At 59.7% G+C, this 20,180-nt stretch carries 15 protein-coding genes; 7 read left to right on the top strand and 8 right to left on the bottom strand.

The features are described from left to right. Positions 1 to 93 precede the first annotated feature (93 nt). Entirely contained in the window at positions 94 to 3,018 is a 2,925-nt protein-coding gene (gene glnE / locus JL474_RS20720; RefSeq protein ID WP_203143826.1) for a bifunctional [glutamate--ammonia ligase]-adenylyl-L-tyrosine phosphorylase/[glutamate--ammonia-ligase] adenylyltransferase, read from the bottom strand. A gap of 105 nt (positions 3,019 to 3,123) precedes the next feature. Here glnE and JL474_RS20715 point away from each other — a divergent pair, with 105 nt between their 5' ends. Then, a complete protein-coding gene (locus tag JL474_RS20715; RefSeq protein ID WP_203143824.1) occupies positions 3,124 to 4,287 on the top strand; it encodes a potassium channel protein in 1,164 nt (387 codons plus the stop codon). Between the two features lie 15 nt (positions 4,288 to 4,302). On the opposite strand, the gene JL474_RS20710 is transcribed toward JL474_RS20715, so the two are convergent. The 5 genes from JL474_RS20710 to typA form a co-directional block, all read right to left on the bottom strand. Next, positions 4,303 to 5,142, bottom strand: coding sequence for a CYTH domain-containing protein (locus JL474_RS20710; RefSeq protein WP_203143822.1), 840 nt, complete (start codon positions 5,140 to 5,142; stop codon positions 4,303 to 4,305). 121 nt (positions 5,143 to 5,263) lie between these two features. Beyond that, positions 5,264 to 6,322 carry a porin gene (locus JL474_RS20705; protein WP_203143820.1) on the bottom strand — a complete coding sequence of 353 codons (1,059 nt, stop codon included), beginning with the start codon at positions 6,320 to 6,322 and terminating at the stop codon, positions 5,264 to 5,266. Between the two features lie 619 nt (positions 6,323 to 6,941). Continuing rightward, the gene (dtd, locus tag JL474_RS20700; RefSeq protein ID WP_203143986.1) at positions 6,942 to 7,385 is read right to left on the bottom strand and encodes a D-aminoacyl-tRNA deacylase; all 444 of its coding nucleotides are present in this window, start codon (positions 7,383 to 7,385) and stop codon (positions 6,942 to 6,944) included. Between the two features lie 193 nt (positions 7,386 to 7,578). Beyond that, complete coding sequence (pip, locus tag JL474_RS20695) at positions 7,579 to 8,550, bottom strand: prolyl aminopeptidase (RefSeq protein ID WP_203143818.1); 972 nt, start codon at positions 8,548 to 8,550, stop codon at positions 7,579 to 7,581. 105 nt (positions 8,551 to 8,655) lie between these two features. After that, on the bottom strand, positions 8,656 to 10,467 hold the full coding sequence (gene typA, locus JL474_RS20690; RefSeq protein ID WP_123634225.1) for a translational GTPase TypA: 1,812 nt from the start codon (positions 10,465 to 10,467) through the stop codon (positions 8,656 to 8,658). A 560-nt stretch (positions 10,468 to 11,027) separates the two neighbouring features. On the opposite strand from typA, the gene glnA reads away from it, so the two are divergent. The 4 genes from glnA to glnG all read left to right on the top strand — a co-directional run bounded on the left by glnA (position 11,028) and on the right by glnG (position 16,074). Next, complete coding sequence (gene glnA / locus JL474_RS20685; RefSeq protein WP_203143814.1) at positions 11,028 to 12,431, top strand: glutamate--ammonia ligase; 1,404 nt, start codon at positions 11,028 to 11,030, stop codon at positions 12,429 to 12,431. Positions 12,432 to 12,621: 190 nt separating this feature from the next. Further along, on the top strand, positions 12,622 to 13,155 hold the full coding sequence (locus tag JL474_RS20680) for a DUF4124 domain-containing protein (protein WP_203143812.1): 534 nt from the start codon (positions 12,622 to 12,624) through the stop codon (positions 13,153 to 13,155). A 418-nt stretch (positions 13,156 to 13,573) separates the two neighbouring features. Continuing rightward, complete coding sequence (gene glnL / locus JL474_RS20675) at positions 13,574 to 14,644, top strand: nitrogen regulation protein NR(II) (RefSeq protein ID WP_203143810.1); 1,071 nt, start codon at positions 13,574 to 13,576, stop codon at positions 14,642 to 14,644. Continuing rightward, complete coding sequence (gene glnG, locus JL474_RS20670) at positions 14,641 to 16,074, top strand: nitrogen regulation protein NR(I) (RefSeq protein ID WP_123634126.1); 1,434 nt, start codon at positions 14,641 to 14,643, stop codon at positions 16,072 to 16,074. Before glnL ends, glnG begins: the two co-directional genes overlap by 4 nt. A 63-nt stretch (positions 16,075 to 16,137) precedes the next feature. Here glnG and ssb read toward each other — a convergent pair whose 3' ends face one another. Both ssb and JL474_RS20660 read right to left on the bottom strand, forming a co-directional pair. Continuing rightward, positions 16,138 to 16,668 (bottom strand): single-stranded DNA-binding protein, encoded by a 531-nt coding sequence (gene ssb / locus JL474_RS20665; RefSeq protein WP_123634125.1) that lies wholly within the window; start codon positions 16,666 to 16,668, stop codon positions 16,138 to 16,140. Positions 16,669 to 16,736: 68 nt separating this feature from the next. Next, positions 16,737 to 18,182: an MFS transporter gene (locus JL474_RS20660; RefSeq protein WP_203143808.1), complete on the bottom strand. Its 1,446-nt coding sequence runs from the start codon at positions 18,180 to 18,182 to the stop codon at positions 16,737 to 16,739. 243 nt (positions 18,183 to 18,425) lie between these two features. On the opposite strand from JL474_RS20660, the gene pomA reads away from it, so the two are divergent. Further along, on the top strand, positions 18,426 to 19,199 hold the full coding sequence (pomA, locus tag JL474_RS20655; RefSeq protein ID WP_123634123.1) for a flagellar motor protein PomA: 774 nt from the start codon (positions 18,426 to 18,428) through the stop codon (positions 19,197 to 19,199). A gap of 13 nt (positions 19,200 to 19,212) precedes the next feature. Further along, positions 19,213 to 20,121, top strand: coding sequence for a flagellar motor protein MotB (locus JL474_RS20650; protein ID WP_203143806.1), 909 nt, complete (start codon positions 19,213 to 19,215; stop codon positions 20,119 to 20,121). The last annotated feature ends 59 nt before the right edge of the window (positions 20,122 to 20,180 follow it).

Below are 20,180 nucleotides of genomic sequence, written 5' to 3'. Positions count from 1 at the left end.
CATTTTGCTCCTGATAAAGCTGTGGAGAGCCCGCCAGCGGGCCCGGAAAAGCCGCTATTCTAGCAGGAAACCCGCGACCGACGCAGTAGGGGCTTACCGCTCTGGCGCGCCCGATGCGCCTATCACCCGTTGCCAGACCGACCAGATATAAGCCCGCTCTTCCGGAAAGGCGTCCGCCTCAACGCGACTGTTCAAGTTCTGCAGCGCCCGGCGGTGTATCGTCGAGCGCAATGCAATGTAGGCCTCACGCAATTGTTCCGCATCTTCTTCTGGCAGGACGCCCGCCTTGCCCAGCGCCTCCATCTGCCGGATGTTGTCCGACCATTGGGTCAGTTCCGGATGCTCGCTGGAGTACGCCAGCATCAGGTACTGCACCATGAATTCCATATCGACGATGCCGCCCTGGTCGTGCTTGATGTGGAAAGCTTCTGGCGTTTCGCCCTCCTTGGTCGGTGTGCCCAGGCTCGCACGCATCTTCTCCCGCATGTTCAGCACTTCCTGACGCAACGCATCACGATCGCGGTGCTGACACAGGATGTCATGGCGGAGCGTTTCGAACGCTTCCAACGCCTCGCGACTGCCGGCCACCCCCCGGGCGCGGGCCAGCGCCTGATGCTCCCAGGTCCAGGCGTCCTCGCGCTGGTACTTTTCGAAGGCGGACAGACTGCTGACCAACAGTCCGGAGTTGCCGGACGGTCGCAGGCGCATATCCACGTCGTACAACTGCCCCGACGGCGTCTGGGTGCTCAGGATATGGACGATGCGTTGGCCCAGCCGCGTGTAGAAGACGGCGTTGTCGATGGGTTTGTCGCCGTTGGTGGAACGGTTGGGATCGGCAGTATGAATAAAGACCAGATCCAGGTCCGAGGTATAGCCCAGCTCGATGCCGCCCAACTTGCCGTAGCCGACAATCGCGAAATCGCTGTCGCAGGCGGAACCGTCGCCGTGGTGCGGATAGCCATGCCGGCTCACCAGGTTGGAGAAGGCCACCTCCACCACGTGATCCAGCACTACTTCAGCGATCCAGGTGAGGTAATCGCTGACTTTCATCAGGGGCAGCGTGCCGCGCAGCTCCGACGCGGCAACGCGCAGGACGTGCGCCTTCTTGAAGTGGCGCAGGACCTCCATCTGTTCCTCCAGATCTTCCAGCGGAATACGCAACAACTGCTGGCGCAGGTCGTCCTGCAACTGTTCGCGACTGGGCGGATGATAGAGGCTTTCGGTATTGAGGAGCTCATCCAGCAGCAGCGGGGTTTCCGCAAGCTGTCTTGCGATCCAGGGGCTTTCACTGCACAGCCGCACCAGCTCGCGCAAAGCGCCGGGGTTTTCCAGTAACAGCAGCAGATAAGCCGTCCGGCGCAGGACAGACTCGACCAGTTGGAGCACCCGGGACAGGGTCTCCGACGGCTTTTCCACCTGACTCAGCGCTTCCAGCAATACCGGGACAAAGCGGTTCAGGCGACGCCGGCCTTCGGTCTGCATCATCTGAGCGGTGCGGCTGCTGCGCAGGGTCACCAGCTGTTCAAGGCTCTGCTCCGGAGCCTCAAAACCCGCTTTCGACATTCGCTTGACCGCCGCTTCGGGTTCCAGCTCCGCCAGCCAGATTTCCTGCCAACGGGCGCTGGCCTCCTCTTCTTCCGTCTCATCGTCGTCGGAAGCGATGATGTCGGCAAAATGCCGGGCCACGCGCTGGCGATGGCCATTGAGTTCCGCGAGGCAGTCGTCCCAGCCGTCGAAGCCCATGATCATGGCCACCCGGGCCTGGGCCGCCGGGGTCTCCGGTAGCTCCTGGGTCTGCTGGTCGGCGATGCCTTGCAAGGCGTGTTCAAGGTTGCGCAGGAAGACGTAGGCGTCGGCCAGCTCATCGGCAACGGCCTGCGGTAACAACTCGAGATTCACCAGTTCCGGCAGGATCAGCAGCAGCTCCCGTTGCTGGAGCTCGCGATCGCGCCCGCCCCGGATCAGCTGGAAGGCCTGCACCACGAATTCAATCTCGCGAATCCCGCCATTGCCCAGCTTGATGTTGTTCTCCATGCCCTTGCGACGCACTTCCCGACTGATCATGGACTTCATGCTGCGCAGGGATTCAAAGGCACTGAAATCGATGTACTTGCGGTAGACGAACGGGCGTAGCGTGGCCATCAACACGTCCCCCGCCTTCTTATCGCCAGCGACCACGCGGGCCTTGACCATGGCGTAGCGCTCCCAATCCCGCCCCTGATCCTGATAGTAGGATTCCAGGGCGCCGAAACTGAGTGCCAGCGCCCCACTCTGGCCATATGGACGCAGGCGCATATCCACCCGGAAAACAAAGCCGTCGGCGGTCAACTGATCGAGTGCCTGGATCAGACGCTGCCCCAGTCGGATAAAGAACTGCTGGTTGTCCATGGCGCGCGCGCCGCCCCGGGTCTCGCCGTTGGACGGGAAGCCGAAAATCAGGTCAATGTCGGACGAGACGTTCAGCTCATGGCCACCGAGCTTGCCCATGCCCAGGACCACCAACCGCTGCGGAGCGTCCTCGCCCGTGGCGGGATCGATGCCCCACGGGGTTCCCATCTGGGCGCAGGCATCCTGATAGAGCCAGTCCAGCGCACCATCAATCGCCACATCGGCCATGGCACTGGCCGCGCCCATGGTTTCGTTCAGATCCGCAAGGCGCAGGAAATCACGAAAGATGATGCGGAACATGACCTCACGACGAAACAGGCGCAAGGAGCGGTGCAGCGACGATTCGTCGGCGACGTCTTCCAGATAGGCCTGCCAGCGAAGCGTGAGAAAGGCGTGATCCAGCGGACGTGACAGGGGTTCACGCTTCAGGCACTCGAACAGCCACTCGGGGTGGCGCTCAACCACCTCCCTAAGGAAGAAGCTGCCCAACAGCGCGCGCTGCCAGTGGGCCTGCGTGACTGTCTTGTCCCGGGGCAATGGGGACCGTTCATCCAGCAGACGCGTCACCGCGTCGGCGTCCTCACGGAGCAGATCGGGAATGGCGGGTCCAGCATGGGGGGCTGCGGTCATAACCTAAAAATCACCTTATAGCTCAGCAACTTCCTTGGGCTTGCCAGGTAATCCGTCTAGACTGGAACTCGACGACAACCTGACTCTAAACCCGGAACACCACAGATGCTCAACAAAGACAGACGCGCCGTCACCGCCGAGCACCACTTCACGCATCTTCCCATGTCAGGGGTAATCCGCCAACGCCTCAAGCGGTTGATGCTGATCCTGGTCGGTCTGGTCGCTTTCCATGTGGTCGCGATGATGGTGTTCGAGAAGTTGTCGTTCCTCGACGCCTTCTGGCTGACGTTCACCACCCTCGCCACCGTCGGCTACGGCGACCTGTCACCCGCAACCGCCATGGGGCGGCTGATTACGGTGGCGGTGATGTATATTCTCGCCATTACCGTACTCACCCTGATCGTCAGCGACTATATTGAATACCGGTTCTACCGGCGCGAGCGCATCATCACCGGCCGCTGGAGATACAACATGAAAAACCACATCGTCATCATCAACACGCCCATGCACGGCGGTAGCGCCTACTTCCTGCGCCTGTCGAGCCAGATTCGGGCCGTTCCGGGCTACGAAACCATCCCCATCCAGATCGTCACCCAGCAGTATCCGGAAGGACTGCCGACGGAGCTGCGCGACGCCGGACTGGTGCATTACCACGGCTCCGGCAATGACCCGCAGGCCCTGCGGGCCGTCAACGTGATCGACGCCCGCTACATCATCGTGCTGGCACCGGACGAAGCGGATCCGGATTCCGACAGCATAACGTTCAGTATCGCCTCCCGGCTCAGTGATCTGCAGCTGGGGCATCGGGTCACACTGGAATGCGTGCGGGATGAGGACCGGCCCCGCTATCGGGACCTGGGCATCCGCACGGTTATCCGGCCGGTCCGCACCTACCCGGAAATCATGGTGCGGGCGGTGATCTCACCCGGCTCGGAGAAAGTGCTGGAAGATCTGTTCAATTACCAGCAGGACCATCCGCACCGCTATGAGCTACCGCTCGACGACTTGAACTGGGCGGATATTGTGAGCGCCCTGATCCGACATGGCATCGGGACGGCCCTGGCCTACATCGACGAGAACGACGACGTGGTCTGCCATCCGGATCCCAACCAGGAAGTGGAAGGCAAAGCGCTCATTGTTCTGGTCAAATCCAGCGAAACGCCGCCGGTGGAAGAGCTGATTGATGCGCTGGATCGCTATCGCGCTTTCCTGGAACGCTGGCACAACCTGCACGCGGCCAGCGACGGCGATACCGCAAAATCGGAGTAGCGGCGACTCAGGCCTCTAGTGCACTAGCAACCCCAGCTGCAGGCGCAGCATCCGGGCATCAAACAGCCAATCCACCGACGTGAAATCCTGACTTGAGGCCCAGTGCCATTCGTCCTCAAGACCGGCATCGACGGCTCGGTCTTCGAGGGCCGCCAATGTCTCCCGACAGGCCGTTTCCGCCATCCCCGTCAGCCAGTGAACCGAGACGGCGCGCAACCAGGCAGTCACTGGAGGATCCCCGGCTGCCAGGCTCTCCGGTCGGCCAAGTCCGGCCAGGTCGTAGCCCTGTTCCGCTTTGCTGACCAGATTCAGGAAGGCCGGCACGCGCCCCACCAATTGGGAAGCCAGCGATAAGAGGGCTGAACCCGGACCGGATTTCAGCTCCAGCTCCAGCTCCGCCAGCTCTCGCCGACGATCACCGGCCAGAACCGCCCCGTGATCCAGCGCACACTCGATCATGGCGCCTTCGTGGCTCAGCAATCGGGCTTCCCGGTTGAAGTTTGTTTCGAAGATCATCGCCAGCTCGGCAAGATTGACGTTTTCGGCAATCGGCGTATCCGCCAGCAATCCCAGATTCAGATCCGCACCAGGCAGCGGCCACTCCCACTCCTGCCGCTTGTGAGCGCCATCCACAAACTCGCCCTGCGTCTTGAGCGTCTGAATGTAGTGGGTATCCGCCTGCCGCACCCGCAGGGCCGCCCGCTCGTGATTGAGGGCCTGGTACGGTGTATCGAAATAGCGATTGACCAGACGCTTCTGCGTTGTTTCCTCAGACGCCCTCTCATCCAGCCAGGCTCGCGCCGCGTCAGTGCCGCCTTTACCCAGCGTCAGTTTGATTTCCAGTTCTTCAGCCATTTTTCACCCGGGTTGTCTTCGAGAGCATCAGGATAAGTTGCCAATCCTTCAGGCACAAAAAAACCGGCCCTGAAAAGGGCCGGTTTCTTGGGTTACTGCTTCGAGTCAGCTAAGCGCTGAATCAGAAGTAGTAGGTAGTACCAACGGCCAAGTCAGTCTGCTGATCTTCTTGGCCATTAGTGTATCCAGCGTAGTTGTCGCCGCCTTGGCCCAGGTAACCTTCAACATAAACGTACATGTGGTCAGACAGGTTGTGCAGCGCCTGAACAGTGTATACGTCGATGTCGTCAGCACCGTCTACGTCCGGAGCAGTGCGCTCCCAGGATACGGCAAAAGTGTTGGAGCCCATGGTGTATCCAGCGAACAGGCCGTAAACGTCACTTACGTCTTTGCGAGTCTGGTACTGACCAGTCAGGCGAAGGTCGTCCATGCTGTAGCTTACACGCATGCCGTACGTGTTCTCGTTGTTAGCTCCGTTCGGAGTAACTACAGTGCGAGCGATCACGTTGGTCGGGTCGGTGGAATCAACGGTGTAAGTAGTAGAGCTGCTACCACCAGAAGAGTAGGAAGTGTTTCCGTCGTTGGAGTCCATAGCTACAGCGACTTCAAGCCCACCCATCTCATACATTGCAGCCAGCTGGTAAGGGTAGTTGTTGCCACCCGGGTTTTGGGAGTCGCTGTTGCCATTGATCTGGACGGCCGCGCCGAAAGTCAGCCCACCGAAAGATGGGGTGCGGTATTGGATCAGGTCGCCTTCACCAGTGTCGTAGGAGCCGCCCTGGCTCTGGGATGCAACTTCGTAGTAGTTGGCGATTTCGTCAATGGCAGATTCGTAAGTGGAGTCGTCAGAGCCCACCCAGATCTGGCCAAAGCTGTCCCCTTTCACACCGACGTAGGCTTCATCAAAGCCGCTCAGGCCATTGTTGTTGGCCTTATTGTCCGCGTCGAACTCAAGCTCAGCTTTGAAGAAACCTTCAACGCCAGGCATCAACTCATGACTATGCTTAACGCCCAGAGTTGAACCATTGTCAAACAGCTCGGAGCTGTTACCGCCCGCGTTGCTGTTGATGTAAGCCAGCTGGATGTTGCCGTATACGGTCGGCAGGTTGGCTTCTTGCGCCAGCGCCGCGCCGGAAAAAGTAGCCGCCGCTACAGCTGATGCGATCAGAGTCTTTTTCATGTTGCGTCTTCCTTCTTGAGTTAACTCAGGTTTTAGCCGCGGGTTTTTACCCGTTTTTAGTGTTGGGCCTTTTGACGGGCCCATTATGTGAATCAAACATGTCATTATTGTTACGCCTCGGAGAAAATCCTGAGCGACAACAGGGACATGCGTGATACGTTTCCTTTTGGGCGCCCTGAATCGTCTCAGCTCCTGCCGGTCTCGACCCAGCTACACCTTCAAGGTCAGTCACTTACAGTCACTTCTTAAAGCGCTGCATGATGACATGGTTTTAATACAGACAATCTTATTTTGCAAATTTTTTTGGCGATTTTTTAAGCGTTTAGCTCCGCCGATTTCCGAATCCAACCAACAATTTTCAGGCCAACTCGAAAAAAATTAAACTTTTTATGCAGTTATGCTACTCGGCGCCTTGTCGTTCTGTTTCAGGCTGCGCCAAGATGAAGCAACCGTCGATTGACTGCACTGTAATCGAACCTGACACCGAAGCATCGGAAAGTAGCACAACTATTCAGTCAATCAAGTGATACTTTTGGCCACCATCGGGCGGCATTGAATCATGGCCACCATGACGGTTTTGTGACAACTCTTCCCGCCTATTGCCTGGATCACCTTGGCCTCACGCCTCCAGCAAGAATGTCACGGGCCCATCATTGACCAGCGACACCGCCATATCGGCGCCGAAGGTTCCCGTTGCCAGCCGAGCCTCTCCGACAAATTCCCTCGCACTTGAGACGAAAGCACGAAACAGTGCATCGCCCTGCTCCGGCTGTGCCGCAGACGAAAAACTGGGGCGCAGGCCTTTACGAGTATCCGCGGCGAGGGTGAACTGGGGAACAACGAGAAGGCTGCCTCCGCGATCCTGGAGGCTGAGATTCATACGACCGGCGTCGTCGGAAAAGATGCGATAGTTGAGGACACGCTGGCAGAGATGCCGGGCGGTTTCGTCAGTGTCTTCATGCTCAACACCGAGAAACAGGAGGATGCCGTCGTCGATGCGACCGACCGTCTGGCCGTCGACGTCCACGTTGGCGTGAGTCACCCGCTGGATGAGGGCTTTCAAATCAACTCCTTGTCCCTTTTCCGGTTCGAACTGCTGAGGCATGGTCATGGTTGAAATGTGACCAACACATGACAGTACTGCAACGAACTGATCGGGATTCTAATTATCCCCATTCAGCACGGCAAGCAGCGGTTACATAAATAGACAAATGCAGATGAGTTCCGAACGGCTCCAGACGCCTCCCATGCGCCCCCTAAACCGGACGCTGATGTGAGTGCGCGTAGTGCTCGGCGATTTTCTCGCAGGCCCGCATCAGGGCGTCGACGATGGCCGGTTCTGACGCCGAATGGCCCGCATCGCGGATAATCGAGAACTCCGCTTCAGGCCATACCTCGCGCAGGGCGTGAGCGTTGTCGAGCGGACACACCATGTCGTATCGTCCGTGGACGATGTGGCCCGGAATGCCCTGCAGGCGACCGGCGTCCCGAACGATCTGGTCCGGCTCCAGAAACGCATTGTTCATGAAATAATGGCACTCGATCCGGGCCAGGGCGATCGCCACGTGGGGGTGACCAAAATGCTCCACCACCCGGGGATTGGGGTGCAGCGTGGCACAACGCCCTTCCCAGACGGACCAGGCTTTCGCCGCCTGCATCTGCTCCAGTTCGTTGGTGCTGGTCAGGCGCCGGTAATAAGCGCCAACCATGTCGCCACGCTCCTCTTTGGGCACTACCGCGAGATAGTCTTCCCAGTAATCCGGGAATATCCGGCCGGCGCCGTCCTGATAGAACCAGCGGATATCCTGCGGCCGACAGAGGAAGATGCCGCGCAATACCAGCCCGAGCACCTGATCCGGATGCGTCTCGGCATAGACCAGACTCAGGGTCGAGCCCCAGCTGCCACCAAACAATACCCACTGCTTGATGCCGAGGAATTGGCGGATACGCTCCATATCCTCGACCAGGGCCTGGGTGTCGTTGCCGTTCAACTCCGCCAGGGGCGTCGAGCGCCCAGCGCCGCGCTGATCGAACAGGATGATCCGGAACCGCTCGGCATCGAAAAAGCGCCGATAATAGTCCTCACAACCGCCACCCGGGCCTCCATGGACCACGACGACCGGAATACCATCCGGGTTGCCGCTTTCTTCTATATAGAGTTCGTGAGGCGGGTCGACCTTGAGTCGGTGCTCGGCGTAGGGCTTTATTTCGGGATAGAGCGTCAGCATGGTGACATCCGGAAGTCGGTGGATCGGGCAGACTTCTGAATGTAGGAGATTGGGCAGGGAATTACCACCCTCGCCGAATGGCCGGCGAGGGTGGTTCGTGCGGACTTACTTCTTGTGGGCCCGACGGCGCTCGTTTTCCTTGAGCAGCTTCTTGCGGATGCGGACCGATTCCGGCGTGACTTCCACCAGCTCATCGTCATCGATGAATTCCAGCGCCTGCTCCAGTGACATCCGGATCGGCGGGGTCAGCATCACGTTCTCGTCCGAGCCGGACGCCCGGATGTTGGTCAGCTGCTTCGCCTTGGTCGGGTTGACCACCAGGTCGTTGTCGCGGTTGTGGATACCGATGATCATGCCCTCGTAGACCTCGGTGCCCGGATCCACGAACAGGCGACCGCGCTCCTGCAGGGTCATTAGGGCGTAGCCCAGCACCTTTCCGTCGACCATCGACACCAGCACGCCGTTGTTGCGGTGCTCGATGTCGCCGCCTTTAACCGGTCCGTAGTGCTCAAAGACGTTGGTGATGATCCCGGTACCGGACGTCAGGGTCAGGAACTGGTTGCGGAAACCGATCAGGCCGCGTGCCGGCATGATGAACTCCAGGCGGGTACGGCCACGACCGTCCGGCACCATATTCTTGAGCTCGGCACGACGCAGGCCCATGACTTCCATAATGGAGCCCTGGTGCTGGTCCTCGACGTCGATGACCACAAACTCGTACGGCTCCTGCAGCTCGCCGTCCACTTCGCGCTGAACGACTTCCGGACGGGACACGCCCAGCTCGTAGCCTTCGCGGCGCATGTTCTCGATCAGGACCGACAGGTGCAATTCGCCCCGGCCGGAGACCTTGAACTTCTCAGCGGTTTCGCCCGGCTCGACGCGCAGCGCCACGTTGTGCAGCAGCTCTTTATCCAGGCGCTCCTTGATGTTGCGGCTGGTGACGAACTTGCCTTCTTTACCGGCGAACGGGGAATCGTTGACCTGGAAGGTCATGCTCACGGTCGGTTCGTCGACCGTCAGCGCCGGCAGACGCTCCACATTTTGCGGATCGCACAGGGTATCGGAAATAAACAGCTCGCTGATGCCGCTGATACAGACGATGTCGCCGGCACTCGCCTCTTCGACCGGCACCCGCTGCAGACCGTGGAAGCCTTTGACCTCAAGCACCTTGGCGTTGCGCTTCTTGTCGTGACGATCGATGACGGTGACCTGCTGCCCGGGGCGCAGCTTGCCGCGGGTGATTCGACCGATCCCGATAACGCCGACATAGCTGTCATAGTCCAGCTGCGAGACCTGCATCTGGAACGGGCTGCTGACATCGACATCCGGTGCCGGCACGTGCTCGGCGATTGCTTCGAACAGCGGGGTCATGTCGTCCGCCAGCTGATCCGCTTCCGGACCGGCGATGCCGTTCAGCGCCGACGCGTAGACAATCGGGAAATCCAGCTGCTCGTCGGTGGCACCGAGGCGATCGAACAAATCAAATACTTCGTTGATGACCCAGTCCGGACGCGCACCCGGGCGGTCCACCTTATTGACCACAACGATCGGCTTGAGGCCTTGATCGAAAGCTTTCTGGGTCACGAAACGGGTCTGGGGCATCGGCCCATCGACAGCGTCGACCAGCAGCAGCACGGAGTCCACCATCGACATGACGCGCTCGACCTCACCCCCGAAATCGGCGTGGCCCGGAGTATCGACGATGTTGATCTGGTACTCGTTCCAGCGGATCGCGGTGTTCTTGGCCAGAATCGTGATACCACGCTCACGTTCCTGGTCGTTGGAGTCCATAATACGCTCGGCACCGCTTTCTTTGCGGTCCAGGGTGCCGGACTGCTCGAGCAGCTTGTCAACCAGCGTGGTCTTGCCATGGTCAACGTGGGCGATAATGGCGATATTTCGGCGTTTTTCGATCACAAGATAATCCTGAGGCATGCAACTGACCTGAGACGATTGAAGGGACAACGCAGTCCGGCATGCCATCTCAAATCTGAAAAATGTTAGTCGGGGGCCAGACTATGGTTTCCGGACACAGCAGGCTCACCCTGGGAAATGGAAGCCCGCGACGGATGACGACGGGCTTCGGGCGCGCGCAGTATATCGAAAACAGCAAGGCACAACTACGGTTAAAGAGTGAACAACCGTAGTTTTGCAAAAACACTCGGATAATAGCGCGCACTGTTTTGGGTCATTTTTCGAAATAACGCACTTTAATAGAGCATATCGTGCACCACACGTGTGACATTGCACACAAGCGCACCGTCCCTCCCGCCCCTTAAATGCCCACTCTGCACCACCATCGAACGATTCTCTGATCTTGGCAAGCGCTTTGCTTATCTGATTGCAGCCGAATTTGCAGGCACGCGCGCAGCTGTTTTGATAAGCTGCCATGCGCCTGTCGAATGAATCGGACGCTGGACGAATATCGTTCAGCCGAGCCGGCTCCATAAAAGACATAAACTGACGGAGTATGCGTAATGTCCAAGACGCTTGACCTGATCAAAGAGCACGAAGTGAAATGGATCGACCTGCGGTTTACCGACAGTCGCGGTAAAGAGCAGCACGTGACCCTGCCTTCTTCTGAAGTGGATGAAGATTTTTTCTCAGACGGCAAGATGTTTGATGGCTCTTCCATCGCCGGCTGGAAAGGCATCAACGAATCCGACATGATCCTCATGCCGGACGACGCGACTGGCGTGATCGACCCGTTCACCGAAGAAACCACGCTGAACATCACCTGCGACATCGTTGAGCCTTCAACCATGCAGGGCTATGAGCGGGATCCGCGCTCCGTTGCCCGTCGTGCCGAGGAATACCTGAAGTCCACCGGCATCGCCGACGGCGCCCTGTTCGGCCCGGAGCCGGAATTCTTCGTCTTCGATTCTGTTAAGTGGAACACCGACATGCAGGGTTCCATGTACGAAATCTACTCTGAAGAGGCCGCCTGGGTTTCCGGCGAGGATTTCGAGCGCAACAACATCGGTCACCGTCCGGGCGTGAAAGGCGGCTACTTCCCGGTTCCGCCGGTCGACAGCCTGCACGACCTGCGTGGCGCCATGTGTGCCGCCATGGAATCCATGGGCCTGGAAATCGAAGTTCACCACCACGAAGTGGGTACGGCCGGCCAGTGTGAAATCGGCGTTGGCGCCAACACACTGACCCGCAAGGCGGACGAAGTCCAGATTCTGAAGTACTGTGTCCACAACGTGGCCCACGCTTACGGCAAGACCGCGACCTTCATGCCGAAGCCGGTGGTTGGCGATAACGGTTCCGGCATGCACGTTCACATGTCCCTGAACAAGGACGGCAAGAACGTCTTCGCGGGTGACGGCTATGCCGGCCTGAGCGAAACCGCCCTGTACTACATCGGCGGTATCATCAAGCACGCCAAGACCATCAACGCTTTCACCAACGCCTCCACCAACAGCTACAAGCGTCTGGTACCGGGCTTCGAAGCACCGGTTATGCTGGCCTACTCCGCCCGTAACCGCTCCGCTTCCATTCGTATCCCGTACGTGAACAGCCCGAAAGCGCGTCGTATCGAAGTGCGCTTCCCGGATCCGTCTGCCAACCCGTACCTGGCCTTCGCCGCCATGCTGATGGCCGGCCTTGACGGTATTCAGAACAAGATCCACCCGGGCGATGCCATGGACAAGGATCTGTACGATCTGCCGAAGGAAGAAGCACTGAACATCCCGACCGTGTGCGAAACCTTCCAGGAAGCACTGGACGTTCTCGAGAACGACCACGAGTTCCTGACTCGCGGCGGCGTCTTCACTGAAGACATGATCGCCGGCTACATCGATCTGAAGCGTGCCGAAGTCGAGCGTCTGAACATGACGACTCACCCGGTCGAGTTCGATCTGTACTACTCTGTCTAAGAGCCACCGCTCTGACAGCAAAGCCCCGCTCCGGCGGGGCTTTTTTCGTTTCAGGAAGACACAAAATTCGGCTTAACAGCCGTGCCGCCGCCCGCTACATTAGAATCCCGTAAGGAACACCGTGAGGCGGTTGCATTGCAGCGCCCCACCTGCCAATAATCGGGAATAAAAGAGAAAACAGGGAGCCCCCGTGAAGAAACTTGTGGTTGTATTTGGCCTCCTGGCCCTGGCGGCAACCGGCGCCCAGGCCCAGGTCTATAAGAGCGTGGATGAGCACGGCAACGTGACCTACACCGACGAGGCCTCATCAGGCGGAGAGCCCGTGGACGTCAAGCCGGTGACTACGGTGACCCTGCCCAAGGCCGAACAGGTCAAGGCGTTTGAAGAGCGCCAGAAAAAGGAAGAAGGCAGCAAACAGAAGGCGTCGGCCCGCTACAGCCGCGTTGCGTTTAATTCCCCGGAAAACGACAGCGCCTTCCACAGCGGCAGTGGCGACATGACGTTTGCCGTCTCCAGCCAACCGGCCCTGCGCCCCGGCGATCTGTTTGAAGTATCACTCGATGGCCAGCCGATTGGGCAGAACGCTTCAGGCCAGTTCCCCATCAGCAACGTGTTTCGCGGCACCCACAATGCGTCGGTCCGGATCGTCGACAAGGACGGCAGCATCGTCCAGGAAGGCCAGACCATTACGTTCACTATCCACCGGCCCTCGGTCCAGAATTAATCCCTCCCTAGCGCCCTCCGAGCCACGAGGCTCGGAGCACTGCACCAAAATAGTGCGAAAGCACCAAAAAGCACCTACGCTTCGTTCAAAAGCAGGGCGATACGCTGACAGCATCCTGGCCAACCGGCTAACGGCCTCACGGCTGCCGTCACGGTAGGCATCGTCCGCCGCCTCTGCGTCGTTGCAGGAATTGCCCGGCATAACAAGTGCCTGAAGCCCCTGTTGCCGGCGTTTTCAGCGCCGGGACCCGGCCCGGGTGCAAGGCCGTGTCGCTCAAACACCACCGGCGGGGCACCGAAATACGGCACAGAATCTATCTTCAATGGCGACGGGCTAACCAAAAAGGCGCAGCTCGCTGTCCGCACGTTCGCATCTGGTTCGCTTTTTGCAGACAAGGTATCGGAACAAGAGGGACATCATGTCTAGAGATATCGTCTACCGGCAGATCCTGGATCACCTGACCACCGCCACATTGGTGCTGGATATGGATCTGACCATTCTGTACATCAATGCCGCTGCCGAGTACCTGCTGGAAGCCAGCGGCTCGCGCATTGTCGGCACGCGCCTGGGCGACTTGTTTATCGGCTCCGCCGAGGCCTTCGAGACGCTGAATGATGCGTCCCGAACCGGGCAGCCCTTCACCAAGCGGGAAGCCGAATTCACCCTGCTGTCGGGCTCCCGGTTTACGGTGGACTATTCCGTGTCCCAAATTGGTGCCGATACCGAAACGCTCCTGCTGGAACTGCAGCCGCGCGACCGCTTGCTGCGTATCACGCGGGAGGAAGACATGCTCTCCCAGCAGGAAACCACCCGAATCCTGGTGCGCGGCATGGCCCACGAGATCAAGAACCCATTGGGCGGTATCCGTGGCGCGGCGCAATTGCTCGACCGGGAACTGGCCGACGAGAGTCAGAAGGAATACACCCGGGTTATCATCGACGAGGCAGATCGACTGCGCGGGCTTGTGGACCGCATGCTCGGCCCCAACAAGGCGCCCCAGTTCAGCTCAACCAACATCCATGAAGTGCTGGAACGGGTGAGAACGCTGCTGGAAGCCGAGAGTAAGGGCCGCGTCAAACTGGAGCGCGACTACGACCCCAGCCTGCCGGAGTTCCCCGGCGACAAGGAACAGCTGATCCAGGCCTTCCTCAACGTGGCCCGTAACGCCATGGAAGCGGCAGCCGACCACACCAATGACGAAACGCCCTGCATCACATTCCGCACCCGGGCGCTGCGCCAGTTCACCATCGGCCATCGCCGTTACCGGCTGGTGTGCCGCGTCGACATCATTGATAACGGGCCGGGCATTCCACAGGACCTGTTGCAGAACGTCTTCTACCCCATGATCAGCGGCCGGGCCAACGGAACAGGCCTCGGTCTTTCGATTACGCAAAGCATCATCGGTCAACATCAGGGCCTCGTGGAATGCGAGAGTTCGCCCGGCTGGACCGATTTCATCATTTTCCTGCCTCTGGAGCTGAAAGCATGAGCCAATCGGCCAACGTCTGGATAATTGACGATGATCGGAGTATTCGCTGGGTCCTGGAACGGGCCCTGACGCAGGCCAACATGCAACCGCGTGTGTTCGAGAGCGGCGAGGGCATCATGATGCGACTCGACCGGGAGCAGCCCGATGCCATCATCAGCGACATCCGCATGCCGGGTATCGATGGCATCGCACTGCTTTCGCAGATCGTTCAGGATCACCCGGACATCCCCGTCATCATCATGACGGCCCACTCCGATCTGGAAAGCGCCGTCGCCAGTTACCAGACGGGGGCATTCGAATACCTGCCCAAGCCCTTCGATGTGGATGACGCGGTGGAACTGGTCAAGCGGGCGGTCGATCACAGCCGTGAACGTCGAGCCAGTACCGAACCCCAGGCCGACGCCGGCACCCGGCATACCGAAATCATCGGTGAAGCGCCGGCCATGCAGGAAGTGTTTCGCGCCATTGGCCGCCTGTCCCACTCCAACATCACCGTTCTGATCAACGGGGAAAGCGGCACGGGTAAAGAGCTGGTCGCTCAGGCACTGCACAACCACAGCCCGCGGGCCAACCACCCGTTCATCGCCCTGAACATGGCGGCCATCCCCAAGGACCTGATCGAATCGGAACTGTTCGGCCACGAGAAAGGCGCGTTTACCGGTGCCGGTGCAGCGCGTCAGGGGCGCTTTGAACAATCCAACGGCGGCACCCTGTTCCTGGACGAGATCGGTGATATGCCGGCCGATACCCAGACCCGCCTGTTGCGCGTCCTCGCCGACGGCGAGTTCTATCGGGTCGGTGGCACCACCCCCATCAAGGTGGACGTTCGCATCATCGCCGCGACGCACCAGAATCTGGAAAAGCTGGTCCAGGCCGGCACCTTCCGGGAAGATCTGTTCCACCGCCTGAACGTGATCCGGGTGCACCTGCCCAAACTGGCGGAACGGCGTGAAGACATCCCGCGCCTGATGCGCCACTTCCTGAAACGGGCGGCCCAGGAGCTGTCCGTCGAGCCCAAGCTGCTGCGCCCGGAAGCCGAGGAATACCTGACCACCCTGCCCTGGCCCGGCAACGTCCGCCAGCTGGAAAACACCTGTCGCTGGCTAACCGTGATGGCCAGCGGCCGGGAAATCCACGTCAGCGACCTGCCGCCGGAATTGCTGGACCAGGCCGATACACCACCGACCGGCCAGACCTGGCAGGAAGGTCTACGTGCCTGGGCCGAACAGGAGCTCAAACGGGGCAAACAGGGCATCCTGGATGTGGCCGTGCCGGAATTCGAACAGGTGATGATCGAAACCGCACTCAAACATACGGGTGGGCGCCGCCGGGATGCCGCGATCCTGCTGGGCTGGGGCCGGAACACCCTGACCCGCAAGATCAAGGAACTGGGCATGGCGGATTCGCAGGGCGATGACGACGAGGACTAACGCGCCCCGAAATGCAAGAAGGCCCGCCAATGGCGGGCCTTCTCAGTTCTGACGGGACGTCCCCTAGAACGGGATATCGTCGTCGAAGTCGTCCACAGGTTCCGGCATGCTACCGCCCTGATTCTGCGGCGGCTGGCTGTATCCACCGGACGCCTGTCCGCCTTGGTTGCCATAGTTCTGCGGCGGCTGTTGTTGCGGTTGCTGCTGCGGCCGAGACGGCGCCCCCATGCCCTGGTTATCGCCGCCACCGCGGCTGTCCAGCATCTGCATCTGGCCGTTGATGTCCACCACCACTTCCGTGGTGTAGCGGTCCTGGCCATCCTGCCCCTGCCACTTGCGGGTCTGCAGCTTGCCTTCGATATAGACCTTGGACCCTTTGCGCAGGTACTGACCGGCCACTTCAGCGATCTTGCCGAACATGACCACACGGTGCCATTCGGTCTTGGGCACCATCTGACCGGTCTGGCGGTCCTTGTAGCTCTCGTCGGTTGCCAGGTTCAGGTTGGTCACCGCGTTTCCGTTGGGGGTGTAACGGGTTTCCGGATCGTTGCCCAGATTACCGATCAGGATGACCTTGTTTACGCCTCTTGCCATGCTCGACTCCCAATAATCTCTGTCGTGGCCAGCCCTCCATGGCTGGCCGTCTGAATTCAGTGTTTGCGTCAGGGCCTGACGAAGGTGAACTGCCCCAGATCGGCGGCATCGAACTGCTCTTTATCCACCTTGAGGTAGGCCGCGCCGGCATCGGCCAGGATCACCACATCCTCGACGCCGGCAATGCCTCTCAGCGCATGGTCCACCGCGGAAACGCCACGCCCCTCAATGTCGACCAACTGTACCACGAAACTTGAGGTATGGCTCGGCCTCTTCATGGTGATGGCCAGCCCCAGCCAGATCACCAGGACCGACACCATCAGCCCGAACACACCGTTCACGCCGAAGTGCTGCAACAACGTGCCGCCCAGCGCCCCACCGACAAAGGCGCCCAGGAATTGGGAGGTGGAATACGCCCCCATGGCTGTGCCCTTGGCCGCTGCCGGTGATTCCTTGCTGATCAGTGATGGCAGGCTCGCCTCCAGCAGGTTGAACGCCATGAAGAAGAAGAACAGGCAGATCCACATGACCGACAACGTGTGCGGCAATTCAGCCAGTGCCATGCACGAAACGGTCAGCGTGGCCACAGCGCCGCAGAGCACCTGTTTCATCATGCGTTTCTTCTCGCCGATGATGATAAACGGCACCATCGCAAAGAACGCGACCGCCATGACAGACAGGTAGACCCACCAGTGATGGGTCGGCGCCAGTCCGACCTGGTCCCGCAGCAGGACGGGAATCACGAGAAACGCGGACGTCAGCACCAGGTGCAGGGCCGCAATGCCGAAATCAAGCCGCAATAGACGACCGTCCGTCAGGACCTGCTTGAGCTTTTCGCGGGCCGGCTGGGTGTCCAGGTGCTGGGACTGGGATGCCGGTGACGGCACCACCCAATACACCAGGCCGATGCCCACCAGCGCCAGCACGCCGGTGACGTAGAAAATTCCCGACAGCCCCGCCACCGAACCCAGCAGCGGCCCGATAAACAGGGACGCAGAAAAGGCAATGCCGATGGACATGCCCACCAGGGCCATCGCCTTGGTGCGGTTCTCTTCACGGGTCAGGTCGCTGAGCAGTGCCATCAGGACACTGGCAATCGCCCCGCCGCCTTGCAACGCGCGCCCGGCAATCACACCGTAGACACTCTCGGAAGAGCCGGCGATGAAGCTGCCGGCCGCAAACAGGAGCAGGCCGAAAAAGATCAGCCGCTTGCGCCCCAGGCGATCGGACAGCATCCCGAAGGGAATCTGCAGCAGAGCCTGGCTCAGGCCGTAGGCACCGATGGCCAGGCCCAGCAATGCCGGCGTGGCGCCGTCGAGCTTTTCGCCCAACAGCATGAATACCGGCAAGACCATGAACAGCCCCAGCATCCGCATCGCATACACGGAAGCCAGGGCAGCAATGGATCGTTTCTCAAGTGAATTCATGGAACAACGGTCACTCTGAACGGTAAAAATGGAAATTGATGCATAATTGTACCAAACGCCCTTCCCGTGAAGGAGGCAACAGGCCACTCAGATCAATTACGAGATTGGCGCTGGCCACAACAGTCGATTACGTTAGATGACGGTCTCTGACAAAATTCCCCGACATTTGCACGCGGAAAACGTTCAGTCCGCCGGCAACTCCGCGTAACATAGCCAGCAATCGAGGCTCGTCGCCGCAGTCATGACGGGCCTACCGGCGACATCGCTCGTGCAGCACAATAAAGGGCGACGCCGGATCGTTACTCGACACTCAACTTCATAGGGACAGCTGTGGATTTCGCGACCCTCTTTGGCCTCGTCGGCGCCATGCTCGTTATTGGCTCTGCCATCGTCCTCGGCGCGTCGAGCGAAGTGTTTCTCAACATGCCGTCGGTACTGATCGTGATCGTCGGCAGTCTGTGCGTCGTCATGGCCAAATTCAGCTTCGGGCAGTTTCTGGGCGCCTTCAAGGCGGCCAGCCGCGCTTTCTCCTTCAAATTGCCGGACACCGAAGACCTCATCAACGAAGTCGTCGATATCGCCAATGTCGCCCGCAAACAGGGTGTCCTGGCGCTTGAGGAAAAAGAGGTCAGTTCCACATTTCTGCGCCAGGGCACTCAGTACCTGCTGGAAAGCCAGCCGGCCGAAACCATCGAAAAACTGATGCAGAAAGAACGCCTGCTGACTCTCGACCGCAACCGGATGGGCGCCAAAGTGTTCCGGGCCATGGCCGACGTCGGCCCGGCCATGGGCATGATCGGTACCATTGTGGGCCTGGTGCAGATGCTTTCCAATATGGAGGATCCGAAATCCATCGGCCCCGCCATGGCCGTCGCCCTGCTGACCACGCTCTACGGGGCCGTTCTGGCCACCATGGTTGCCAGTCCGATCGCGGACAAGCTCGAGCTTCGCATGACCGAAGAGGCCCGCATGCAAGCGCTGATCACCGACGCCGTGATCGCTATTCAGGAGGGTCGCAATCCGCGGGTCATCGAGCAGATGCTGTCCAGCTACCTGCCGCCGGCCAAACGCGAGCAAAGCGGCGAAGCGGAAACCGCGTCCTAGGAGTTGACGAGCGATGGACGAGTTGCCCGAAGAGGAACAGCCTGGCGTACCGGCCTGGGTCGTAACGTTTGCCGACCTGATGTCGCTGCTCATGTGCTTTTTTGTGCTGTTGCTGTCGTTCTCTGAAATCGACGCCAACAAGTTCAAACAGATCGCCGACGAGCTGTCCAAGGCGTTTGGCGTTCAGCGCGACGTGCCTGCCATGGAAATCCCCAAGGGTACGACACCGGTCTTCGATCACTTTTCCGCGGGCAAACCCGAGCCCACCGTGCTCAATGAAGTTCGCCAGCAAACCACAACGGACCAGCCCGAGCTGGAAACCAACACCACCCAGTCGGAGGTTGAGGCAAAAATCGCCGAAGCCCGCGAACAGGCCGTAGACAACCAGTTCCAGCAACTTGAGAAAGTCCTGCGCGACGAGCTGCAGGAAGGTCGCCTGGATCTGAAAAAGGAAAATGAGCGCATCGTCATCCGGATTGAGGAAAAGGGTTCCTTTCCCTCCGGCTCGGCCCAGCTCACCTACTCCTTTGAAGACATGTTGTATCGCATGGCCGACGTTCTGAAAGGCACACCGGGCGAACTGACCATCGAAGGTCATACCGACGATGTGCCGATCCACAGCACGCGCTACGACTCCAACTGGAACCTCTCGGCCGATCGCGCCGCGGCCGTGGCCAACGTGCTGATCAAAGGCGGCGGTATCGAGGCCAACCGGGTCACTGTCCAGGGCTTTGCAGACACCCGACCCCGGGTCCCCAACTCCAGCCCGATGAACCGCGCCCTCAACCGGCGCGTAGAGATTATCATCGACCTGTCGGAATCCCACGCCGAAACGCAGGTGCGCCTTCAGGATCTGGCCGAGCCTTCGCAAGACCGGGGAACCCCGGCAGAGACGACACCGGAAGACAACCTGAACTGGTAGATCCGGCATCCTCAGGCCCCCACCGACACGTCGCATTCAAACACGTCGTCGCACCCGGT

It is taken from the genome of Marinobacter mangrovi (genome assembly GCF_016798325.1).
In the GTDB taxonomy this organism is placed as follows: domain Bacteria; phylum Pseudomonadota; class Gammaproteobacteria; order Pseudomonadales; family Oleiphilaceae; genus Marinobacter_A; species Marinobacter_A mangrovi.
The sequence above is the reverse complement of the archived record's forward strand: the minus strand, read 5'-3'. Positions and strand labels throughout refer to the sequence as shown.